The sequence below is a fragment of the Bacteroides sp. Ga6A2 genome (assembly GCF_000702225.1).
Classification (GTDB): domain Bacteria; phylum Bacteroidota; class Bacteroidia; order Bacteroidales; family Bacteroidaceae; genus Ga6A1.
On the sequence record NZ_JNKX01000065.1, the window covers coordinates 1 to 11,126 of the forward strand.

Annotated in this window: 8 protein-coding genes and 1 pseudogene; 7 read left to right on the top strand and 2 right to left on the bottom strand. The window is 42.3% G+C overall.

The genetic code is table 11. The features are described from left to right. The 6 genes from T538_RS0113125 to T538_RS0113155 all read left to right on the top strand — a co-directional run. On the top strand, positions 1-608 hold a 608-nt coding region (locus T538_RS0113125), incomplete at its 5' end, for an IS1595 family transposase (protein WP_031541367.1). A 680-nt stretch (positions 609-1,288) separates the two neighbouring features. Then, positions 1,289-3,634 carry an EcoAI/FtnUII family type I restriction enzme subunit R gene (gene hsdR / locus T538_RS0113135; protein WP_031534393.1) on the top strand — a complete coding sequence of 782 codons (2,346 nt, stop codon included), beginning with the start codon at positions 1,289-1,291 and terminating at the stop codon, positions 3,632-3,634. 6 nt (positions 3,635-3,640) lie between these two features. After that, a complete protein-coding gene (locus T538_RS0113140) occupies positions 3,641-5,155 on the top strand; it encodes a type I restriction-modification system subunit M (protein WP_031534392.1) in 1,515 nt (504 codons plus the stop codon). 4 nt (positions 5,156-5,159) lie between these two features. Beyond that, the gene (locus tag T538_RS0113145) at positions 5,160-6,206 is read left to right on the top strand and encodes a PDDEXK nuclease domain-containing protein (RefSeq protein ID WP_051656096.1); all 1,047 of its coding nucleotides are present in this window, start codon (positions 5,160-5,162) and stop codon (positions 6,204-6,206) included. A gap of 5 nt (positions 6,207-6,211) precedes the next feature. Further along, positions 6,212-7,744 (top strand): restriction endonuclease subunit S, encoded by a 1,533-nt coding sequence (locus tag T538_RS0113150; protein ID WP_031534387.1) that lies wholly within the window; start codon positions 6,212-6,214, stop codon positions 7,742-7,744. Between the two features lie 82 nt (positions 7,745-7,826). Next, the gene (locus T538_RS0113155) at positions 7,827-8,303 is read left to right on the top strand and encodes a restriction endonuclease subunit S (RefSeq protein WP_081834992.1); all 477 of its coding nucleotides are present in this window, start codon (positions 7,827-7,829) and stop codon (positions 8,301-8,303) included. Here the strand turns inward: T538_RS0113155 and T538_RS18195 are convergent. After that, positions 8,298-9,581 carry a restriction endonuclease subunit S gene (locus T538_RS18195; RefSeq protein WP_081834991.1) on the bottom strand — a complete coding sequence of 428 codons (1,284 nt, stop codon included), beginning with the start codon at positions 9,579-9,581 and terminating at the stop codon, positions 8,298-8,300. The genes T538_RS0113155 and T538_RS18195 overlap by 6 nt on opposite strands. A gap of 102 nt (positions 9,582-9,683) precedes the next feature. On the opposite strand from T538_RS18195, the gene T538_RS0113165 reads away from it, so the two are divergent. Next, the gene (locus T538_RS0113165) at positions 9,684-10,487 is read left to right on the top strand and encodes a tyrosine-type recombinase/integrase (protein ID WP_155993212.1); all 804 of its coding nucleotides are present in this window, start codon (positions 9,684-9,686) and stop codon (positions 10,485-10,487) included. Between the two features lie 405 nt (positions 10,488-10,892). Here T538_RS0113165 and T538_RS19015 read toward each other — a convergent pair. Further along, positions 10,893-11,126, bottom strand: a pseudogene (locus T538_RS19015) (IS5/IS1182 family transposase); the annotation flags it as partial.

The following is an 11,126-nucleotide window of genomic DNA, read 5'->3' on the forward strand; positions in this document are numbered from 1 at the left end:
GCGACTCAAAGTACAATCTTGAAGGTACAATAGAACTGGACGAGGGCTATTTTACAAGAAACAACGATTCTGCAAAGGATGAAGATGAGGACGAGAACCAAAAGAGGGGACTTGGCAGCCAACGCAAGTCGAAGGTGCTCGTTATGGTGGAAAGCGAGAAGGCGGACAATCCAAAGCCTAGCCAAAAGAGCCGTAAATGCGGTCATCTGAAGATGAAGGTCATCACCGACCTCAAGGGTGAGACGCTGAAGTCGGCAGTCGAGTGCAGCGTAAGTCCAGACTCCACGGCTGTGATGGATAATTTTGCCTCACACTCGACAGTCGAGAAAGCAGTGTCAAAGTCGGAACGGCAGACAGTCCGCGGGAGCAATGCTCCAAAGGTTCTTCCGTGGGTACACATCGCCATTTCAAACGCCAAGTCGTTGTTCACAGACATGTATCACGGAATCAAGGAGGAGTTTCTTCAAGAATACTTGAATGAATTCTGCTACAAATTCAACCGTAAATATTTCGGTGACAGGATGTTCGACCGATTAGTTATCGCTGCCGTTTCGTATAAGCCTACGTTTGAGCACAAATTATATAACGGAAGGGCGAATTGCGGATAATCATTATCTCTTTTAACAGAAAATCCTGCAATGTATTCTTGTCTGATAGTGAAACCATGTAAGTAGACACAAATAATCAGGTTTTCGGCAGAAGTTATGAATTTGTCCGACGGCATCGGGAAAATATCCAATTGGTGCAACGGCGTAGCACTTTTTTGTCCGTTTAAATAAAGGTAGTATTTGGGGATACATTACGTAAAAACGACGACAACTATAAAGCATTGTCTCATTTATTCCTCGCTTATTTACCTTTTTGCGAGGCGATTGAGTAGTTGTTCGCCATCGCACACGCTGCCGTTCTGTTCGTATTCAACTATGTAAAATCCTATTACATAGTTGTGTACCGTAGCAAAGCGGTTGACTGCCTTCACAGCGGCGGTATATGCCGAATTGTGCAACAGCAATACCAAATCGGACAAGTTTTTCAACGAAAACTTGCTTGATGCGATTTTCGTTGAAAAATTGTCTTAGTATGTTGCTACAGTGGGGGTGAACTTATTTCACTTTCTTATAATTTCGGACAAAGCATGAAAATAAATCTTGTATTTATGCTTTTTTGTCTAAAAACGCCAAAAAAATAGGAGCTTTGCTTTATTAAATAATGGGTTCGAGCCATTTTTCAGAGAAAATGAGTACCTTTGTACCATATTCCCATAATATATATTTATCGGCAGTTGTGTATGGATAATATACAGGCTTTGTCTGAGGAAGACATAAAACTACGCTACATAACACCATCCATCCTGAATAAGGGATGGTCAGTGAAAGACATAACAATGGAGACGAAGGTTAAATTTACGGATGGTAAGATTAACCTTCGAGGTAATTTTGTAGCACGTGGCAAAGCTAAGTATGCAGACTATGTGCTATACTATAATCGTGCAACCCCGATTGCCATAGTAGAAGCCAAGGATGCAAATCATACTGTAGCGTTCGGACTGCAACAGGCAAAGGACTATGCCCAAATGATGGATGTTCCATTTGCCTTCAGTTCTAATGGACAAGGCTATCAGGAGTACGATTTCCTGACAGGCAAGGAACGAACCCTACTTATGGAAGAGTTCCCTACCAAGGAAGAATTATATGCGCGCTTCCTCACTGAAAGCAATGGCGGCAAGGGCTTGTCGGATGATGAAAAGAAAGTCATCGACCAGCCATTCTGTACGGGACAGGACATCTTCCCACCACGATATTACCAGCGTAATGCCGTAAACCGCACTGTCAATGCCGTAGCACAAGGAAAGAACCGTCTTCTGCTTGTGATGGCAACAGGAACGGGTAAGACATATACGGCATTTCAGATTGTCTACCGTCTGTTGAAGGCTGGGGTGGTAAGGAAGGTTTTGTATCTGGCAGACCGCAATGTACTGGTTGATCAGTCTATCCAACAGGACTTTAAGCCTCTGAACAAGACTATTCATAAAGTCAGCTATCAGCAAGACTTGGGAAGCGGTATTACAGCGTACGAAGTTTACTTTGCACTCTACCAACAACTTATAGGGCAGGGAGGTAAGCAAAACTACAAAGATTTGTTTAAGCCTGAGTTCTTTGACATGGTCATTGTGGATGAGTGTCATCGAGGTAGTGCGAAAGATGATAGTAATTGGCGTGAAATACTGGAATACTTTGATGGGGCAGTCCAACTTGGTATGACCGCCACACCGAAAGAAACAAGATACCAGTCGAGCATAAGCTATTTTGGTGAGCCGATATACACATACAGTCTGAAGGAAGGCATTGAAGACGGATTCCTTGCCCCTTTCAAGGTTGTAAACATTACCACGAACATTGGAGACGAATGGCGACCTGTAAAAGGACAGAAAGACATATACGGCAATCTCATAGAAGACCGCATATATAACAATACCGACTATGATTACAACATTATCATAGAAGACCGTATCAGGGAAGTTGCCCACGAGATAACCCAGTATCTGAAAAGCACGGACAGAATGGCAAAGACCATCGTGTTCTGTGCCGACGAAGACCATGCCGACAGAATGCGTACAGCCCTTGTCAATGAGAACTCGGATATGTGCAAAAAGAATCCTGACTATGTTGTTCGCATTACAGGCAGCGACCCATACGGACAATCCAAGTTGGACTACTTCATTTCCGTAGCGTCTAAATATCCTGTTATTGCCACGACAAGTAAGCTCCTGTCCACAGGTGTGGACTGTAAGATGGTAAAACTCATCGTACTTGACCAGCGCATTAACTCTATGACAGAGTTCAAACAGATTGTGGGTCGTGGTACTCGAATCAGAGAGAAAGAGGGAAAGACGCACTTTACCATTATGGACTTCCGCAACATCACAAGACTGTTTGCTGACCCTGAATGGGATGGGCCTATTGAGGTGAATGAGGGATATGTGAAAGGGGAAGGCAAACCATATCCGGTCCCAGATGAAGTCCCTCCTGTCATAAGTGACACTGATACTCCAAAACAGCCTAAGCCCATTGTTGACAAGGACGGCTGCTCTGTTGAAGTCATCAACAAGGTGGTATCGGTCTACGATGCCAACGGTAAATTGCTGCGCACGGAAAGCATAACTGACTATACCCGTAAGAATATCAACGAGACTTATGTCAATCTCGACGACTTCATCAATCGTTGGAACGCTGCGGATAAGAAAGCTGAAATAACGGATCTGATGCGTGAAAGCGGCATAGACCTTCAGGCTTTAAAGCATGACAGGGATATGGACGATGTTGACGATTTTGACTTCATCTGCCACATTGCCTATGGCAAGAAGCCGTTGACGAGACACGAGCGTGCTGAGAATGTAAAGAAGCGCGACATATTCAACAAGTACGGTGCAGAAGCCCGAAAGGTACTTGAAGCCCTGTTGGAAAAATATGCCAATGACGGTATTACCCAACTGGAGAATAGAACGGTACTTTCTCTCGACCCATTCCGTCAAATGGGGTCTCCTGCCAATATCGCCAGACTTTTTGGAGGTAAACAGCAGTATTTCTCAGCAGTGAAAGAACTTGAACGTTTAATTTATAGCAATATATCATAACAAAATATGGCACTTAACAACTTTGTCAAGAGCATCCGCAACATCATGCGAAACGATGCCGGTATCAATGGCGATGCACAGCGTATCGAGCAGATTGCATGGATGTTGTTTTTGAAAGTCTATGACGAGAAAGAAAACGATTGGGAATTTAACGAAGATGATTACACGTCCTTTATCCCAGAAAACTGCCGTTGGCGTAACTGGGCTAAGGACAATGGGGATGGAGAGGCTTTAACTGCGGGCGAACTTTTGAAGTTTGTCAACGATACTCTGTTCCCAACGTTAAAAAGCCTTGAAGTAACTCCAACCACTCCAATGCGTAGTGCTATTGTCCGCACCACATTCGAGGACGCAAACCAATACATGAAGGATGGCGTGTTGCTTCGTCAGGTTATCAATGTCATAGACCAACTTAACCTTGGTGATTATGAGGAAAGTCATGCGTTTGGAGAAATCTATGAATCCATCTTGAAAGAGATGCAGTCTGCTGGTTCGGCTGGTGAGTTCTATACTCCACGAGCCTTGACCGACTTCATGGCTGAAATCATCAATCCGAAGATTGGTGAAAAGATGGCTGACTTTGCCTGTGGTACTGGTGGCTTCATTACCAGTTGGCTGAAAGCTCTTGATAAGAAAGTCCAGACAGCAGAAGACAAGGAGGAATATGCAAAGTCTATCTATGGCATAGAAAAGAAGCAGTTCCCATATATGCTGTGTGTAACAAATATGCTATTGCACGACATCGACTCTCCACGGGTGATGCACGACAATTCCCTGACTAAGGATGTACTCAATTATACAGATGAAGATAAGTTTGATGTCGTGCTGATGAATCCACCATACGGAGGCAGCGAGAAGAACGACATCAAGCAGCACTTCCCTTCGGATTTGAGTTCAAGCGAGACTGCCGACTTGTTCATGGTGCTTATCATGTACCGTCTTGCTGAGAACGGTCGCGCAGCTGTAATCTTGCCTGACGGCTTCCTGTTTGGCACAGACAATGCCAAGTTGGCTATCAAGGAGAAACTGTTGCGTGAGTTTAACCTGCACACTATCATCCGTTTGCCGGGCAGCATCTTTGCACCATACACAAGCATTGCTACCAACATACTGTTCTTCAACAACGAAAAGGCTGAAGGAGCGGAGGAAGGTTTCTGTACCAAAGAGACTTGGTTCTATCGTATGGATATGCCCGAGGGCTACAAGCATTTCTCAAAGACCAAGCCAATGCGTGCCGAGCATTGCCAACCAATCATTGATTGGTGGAACGACCGCAAGGAAATTGTAGATGCTGACAACAACGACGAGAAATCGCGTTGCTTCACTGCCCAACAGCTTCTCGACATGGATTGCAATCTCGACCAGTGCAAGTTCCCTAAGGATGAGGAAGAAATCCTTCCACCAGCCGAGCTGCTTGCCGACTACTACAAGAAGCGTGCAGCACTCGACCACGAGATAGACAAGACCCTCAAGGAGATTCAAAGCATATTGGGGATTGAAATAAAAATTGGCGAGTCATAAAGCTATGAGACAGATAGAAGAACTTACCTCGCTGCCAACCTCAAATAATATCAACGAGGATATCCGCTCTATTCTTGCGGAAGCACGCCGTATTACTGCTCGTGCCGTGAATACAGCTATGGTTACAGCCTACTGGCTTATTGGCAAGCGTATAGTTTTGGAGGAGCAGAAGGGACAGGACAGGGCGAATTATGGGGAGAATTTGCTAAAGAATCTCTCCAAGGAACTGACTGCGGAATTTGGCAACGGATTCTCATATTCCAACCTGTATAATATGCGTCTATTCTATCAGACATACACAGACGCGGAAAAATTCTACACACTGTGTATAAATTTATCGTGGAGTCATAACCGTCTGATAATGAGAGTTTCCGATGCTAATGCCCGTGAGTGGTATTTGCGCGAGGCTGCCTCTGCAAACTGGAGCGTACGTGAACTGGAGCGCAACATAAACTCGTTCTATTATCAGCGTCATCTGGAGAGTGGTTCTGTCAAAAGCGAAAACGCTACACAGTGTGTAGCAAATTCCGATGTCTTGAATCCACGTCAGTTGATGAAAGATCCATACGTTCTTGAATTCGTAGGACTTCCGCAATCGCCAGAGCATAGTGAGCACGATCTTGAAGAGGCACTTATCACCCATTTGCAGGAGTTTATGCTTGAGTTGGGCAAGGGCTTCTCTTTCGTGAAGCGTCAGTATCGCATCAGCACAGAGACAAGCCATTTCTATATTGACTTAGTGTTCTACAACTATATTTTGAAGTGCTTCTTCCTTGTTGATTTGAAAGCCGACAAACTGACGCATCAGGATGTGGGACAGATGGATATGTATGTGCGTATGTTCGATGACATAAAGCGCGGTGAAGGTGACAATCCTACTATCGGTCTCTTACTCTGTGCCGAGCGTGACGAAACGGTGGTGAAGTACTCTGTACTGAACGACTCGCAGCAGATTTTTGCCAGCAAATATCTGCCTTATCTGCCTACAGAGGAGGAACTGAAACGAGAGATAGAAAACGCAGGTCGTATGTTGCAAAACAAGGAGGAATAAAAGCTATGACAGGAAAGCAACTTAAAAACAGTATATTACAGTGGGCTATACAGGGAAAACTTGTGCCACAAGACCCTAACGATGAGCCTGCATCTGTCCTGCTCGAAAAGATCAGGGCTGAGAAAGCACGCCTTGTAAAAGAGGGCAAGATAAAGAAAGACAAGAAAGAATCTATCATCTACCGTGGTGAGGATAATTCCCATTATGAGAAGTTCGCCGACGGAACTGTCGTATGCATAGATGATGAGATTCCGTTTGATGTGCCTAAGGGGTGGGAATTAGCTCGATTTGGAAGTGTCATGTATAATCGTGATAGTGAAAGAATTCCCTTGTCCGTTTCAGAAAGGAGCAAACTGTCTAAAATATACGATTATTATGGAGCTTCAGGAGTTATTGACAAAGTTGATAAATATTTGTTCGATAAGGATTTATTACTTATAGGTGAAGATGGAGCCAATCTTATTAACAGGAGCACGCCTATTGCATATATTGCCACGGGTAAATATTGGGTAAATAATCATGCTCATGTACTTGATTGTATTGATTTTGTCTTCATGCAATATGTCTGCCTTTACATCAATTCCATTTCATTGGTTGATTATGTAACAGGTACTGCGCAACCAAAGATGAATCAAGAAAAGATGAATTCAATTCTAATATTTGTTCCTCCGTATAATGAACAGAAACGAATTTTAGAAAAGGTTGATGAAATACAACCTTTAGTTGTAAGATATGGAAAGAACCAATTGAGATTAGAGGCTCTTATAAAAACGCTATACACAAATATGCGTAAAAGCATCTTGCAAGAAGCAATCCAAGGTAAACTTATTTCGCAAGACCCAAACGATGAGCCAGCATCTGTCCTTCTACAACGCATCAAAGAAGAAAAGTTGCGTCTCGTAAAGGAAGGTAAACTGAAGAAGAAAGACGTAGTGGATTCCGTTATCTTCAAAGGTGACGATAACAGGTACTACGAGAAGGTTAACGGAGACACAAAATGTATTGATGATGAGATTCCGTTTGATATTCCAGAATCCTGGAGATGGATTCGTTTATCAAATATTTCTATAGTTGCCAGAGGTGGGTCACCACGACCAATTAAAGAATATATTACAGAGTCTTCTAATGGTGTAAATTGGATAAAAATTGGTGATTCCGAGAAAGGAGGAAAGTATATTAATAAATGTGCAGAGAAAATCAAGCCAGAAGGTGTTAGCAAAAGTCGGCTTGTAAAACCAGGTGATTTTTTATTGACGAACTCAATGAGTTTTGGAAGACCATACATCACAAATGTTGAAGGATGCATACATGACGGTTGGTTGGTAATATCCCAATTTATTCCTGTATATAATACAGACTTTTTGTTCTTTCTTCTATCTTCTCCATTTGCATACGGACAATTCTCTGGAAAAACTGCAGGTGCAGTTGTACAAAACTTGAACAAAGATAAGGTCGCGGATTCATTTTTTCCATTACCACCTATTCAAGAGCAAAAGCGAATCGTCGCTATAATGGAACGTTTAATAAAAGAATTATAGCAGGTATTATGAGCAGATAGGCAAAGATGTTATAGATATAACGGATGAAATTCCATTCGATGTTCCTGAAAGTTGGGTGTGGATGAGAGGCAGAACTGGATTTCTGCCGATGGAATCTATCAAGCCACAAGGGGTAAACTTCGTGTATATTGATGTGGATGCTGTTAATAACAGACGAAATGTGATAGAGAAGGCAAAAACACTGCCTATTTCCCAAGCACCAAGCAGAGCAACAAGAAAACTGCATACTGGCGACGTGTTGTTTTCAATGGTGCGTCCATATCTGAGAAATATTGCATTGGTTGATGAAAAGTATTCTGATGCTATTGCCAGTACAGGATTTTATGTGCTAACGCCTACAAGTGCCCTATATTCTCCATATCTATTTTATTTGATGTTATCTTCGTATGTTGTGGATGGTTTGAATCAATTTATGAAGGGCGACAATTCTCCATCAATCAACAACGGGCATATAGAGAATTACATATACCCTTTGCCACCGCTTAATGAACAAAAACGAATAGTTCGCAAAATAGAAGAATTGTATGCCCAATTATAACATGGCATACAATTCCTTTATTTGATTTGCTATTCTAATTTGCTCTTGATATGGTGGAATACCTATCAAGAGAGAATAGAATATTTCTTTGTTTAGGTGCGGAATGGCTGCACCTTTCTTTGAATTACGAAGCAAATCCTTGTAGAATTGGATAAAGTAAAGAACGTATGGCAGGTGCATAGTTTCACTTACCCAAAGTTGCTTGAAGGTGCTACCCATATAGCCATCATGGGGCACAGCAAAAACTTCACCAGAGTTCTCTCCATCTACAAGAATGATGTTATCTCCCTTGGTTACAAACTTTCCATTGTTCAAAAGGTCTCCAGTAGATTTGCCACGCAAATATTTGGCATCAAGGCAAACATATTGCCCTTCTCTCTTTTCGCCATCAATGAGTCTGCAAATATGAGCAAGTCTAACCACTTCCCATGTACTTGGAAAGTCATAATCAGATTCTACTGGAACAGTTGTTCCATCTATCTGCTCATAATACCTGTTATCGTCACCTTTGAAGATGACAGAATCTACCACATCTTTCTTCTTCAACTTGCCTTCCTTGACGAGGCGTTGCTTCTCTTCTTTGATGCGTTGAAGAAGAGCGGATGCTGGTTCGTCTGAATTGTCCTGTGCAACGAGTCTGCCTTGGATGGCTTCTTGCAATATAGATTTTTTAAGTGTACTGGCTATATCATCATTAAGTTTTCTTCTTTGTTCATTTGCTTCCGAATAATTATCAATAAGTGGAAATAGAGCTTTATACTTAGATACAATTCTGTCTTGTTCTTTCTTTGGCGGAATTGGAATCAAGCAATTCTTAATAATTATCTGATTAATGTTAGGATCTTTTCGTGAGCCAGCTGCATAATCCATCCAATAAGGTCTTTGGTATTGCATGAAAATGTGTACATACTCCATGTTGCACACGAAATTAGGATGTATAGCACATACTGACTGATTTATAGTTGTATCAAATCTAATAATTGAATGCTTTCCGATTGTTCCACCCCCTCCATACATGGCAATACATATCGATTCTTGTGGAATAATCGAAAGATTGTAGTCCAAAACAGCCTTGGGTGTAATCTGAATCTCGCAAGAATCTAAAATCCCATTATTTAAGTCTGTAGTTCTGACCCAATTGATAGTACCATTTGAATAATACAATGGATTTTTACTTTGTGGAGTAGAACCACTTGAAGTAACGAACAGATGACTTATGCGACACCACACCCATGTTGATGGTATCTCAAACGGGATCTTGTCATCTATACATTTCACCTCGCCTGTGGCAAGTATCTTCTCATAATGGGAACTAAACCAAGTAAGCGACCATGATATATTGGTGTGGGGCTATTCCCAAAAAACTAAGAACAAATTATCATGGTAGAAAAATTCAAAGAGTATCTTAGCCAGTCAAACATGGCAAAGAACACCGTTTCGGCATACGTCTATGCCGTAAACGACTTCAAATCGCGTCACAAGGAGTTGACAAAGAAGAATCTGTTGCTTTACAAGACGTATCTCATCGAGACCTTCAAGCCCAAGACCGTAAACCTACGTATTCAGGCATTGAACAAGTATCTGGAATACTTGCACAAGCCTCGTTTGCACTTGAAATCCGTCAAGGTGCAGCAGCGCACCTATCTGGAGAACGTAATAAGCAATGCCGACTACATCTTCTTGAAGAATAAACTAAAGAAGGAGAATAATCAGGAGTGGTACTTCGTTGTTCGCTTCCTCGCTGCCACGGGGGCAAGAGTAAGCGAGCTGGTGCAACTGAAGGTAGAACATGTAAACGTGGGCTATTACGACATATATACCAAGGGAGGCAAGGTGCGTCGTCTGTTTATTCCCAAGACACTAAGGGATGAGGCTCTGATTTGGCTCAGAACGAACAACAGGGAAAGCGGTTATCTGTTTCTCAACCGCTTTGGGGAACGGATAACCACTCGTGGCATTGCGCAACAGTTGAAGAACTTTGCCATTAAGTATGGGCTTAATCCTAAAGTCGTTTATCCGCACTCGTTCCGCCATCGCTATGCTAAGAACTTTTTGGAGAAGTTCAACGACATATCCCTGCTTGCCGACCTGATGGGACACGAAAGCATAGAAACAACACGCATCTATCTGCGCCGAACCGCTTGCGAACAACAGGATATAGTGGATAAGGTCATTACATGGTAACTGTTGTATATGCAGCTCTTTAAGTAAAGAACGGCAATTGAAGAATCATTGATAAGCCAGCAGAAACATACTTATTTTTTTGTGTTTCCGCTGGCTTGTACCCGAAAAATCATTATCTTTGCGTCATAACCAATATCGTAAATAACATGCTTACAGACAGATTAAGAAATAAATGACGGATTACCAGCTTATTATCAGACGTTTCTTATCTCCGAACTGGTGCAGTTTATACGCCATTTCGGGATTAAATTCGATACATCTCTTACAATGTATAATATCAAATTATAATGTTGATTATCTGAATATTACAGACGCTGAAAGCGTCTCCGTTAAGTAAGAGGGTGTGTCAAAATAGGCACATCCTCTTATTTGTTTTTTTACAGGCACGGCGTGGAAAGATTCTTTCTATGCCGCTTTTTTGATGTAAAATCTGTCACAAGCACCCACGAAGCCGCATTTTGCGTTATATAGTCGGTATATTGGTATAAAAACAGCCTTTGAGAGACCGTTCTGTGCCTGTTTTCTCATCACGGCAGCCATTTTCTTGATGTCAAAGGCAATGGCGAAGAAGGCAAAGTCCATGGTGACCTTGCCCTTGCCGAAGTGACGGAAGCGCTTGTACTGCATGTTGTATTTCAT

Coding starts and splice junctions, on each gene's coding strand:
- T538_RS0113155 (WP_081834992.1), top strand. CDS start 7,827: ATGAGAGGCAGAACTGGATTTCTGCCGATGGAATCTATCAAGCCACAA.
- hsdR (WP_031534393.1), top strand. CDS start 1,289: ATGGATAATATACAGGCTTTGTCTGAGGAAGACATAAAACTACGCTAC.
- T538_RS0113150 (WP_031534387.1), top strand. CDS start 6,212: ATGACAGGAAAGCAACTTAAAAACAGTATATTACAGTGGGCTATACAG.
- T538_RS0113140 (WP_031534392.1), top strand. CDS start 3,641: ATGGCACTTAACAACTTTGTCAAGAGCATCCGCAACATCATGCGAAAC.
- T538_RS0113165 (WP_155993212.1), top strand. CDS start 9,684: ATGGTAGAAAAATTCAAAGAGTATCTTAGCCAGTCAAACATGGCAAAG.
- T538_RS0113145 (WP_051656096.1), top strand. CDS start 5,160: ATGAGACAGATAGAAGAACTTACCTCGCTGCCAACCTCAAATAATATC.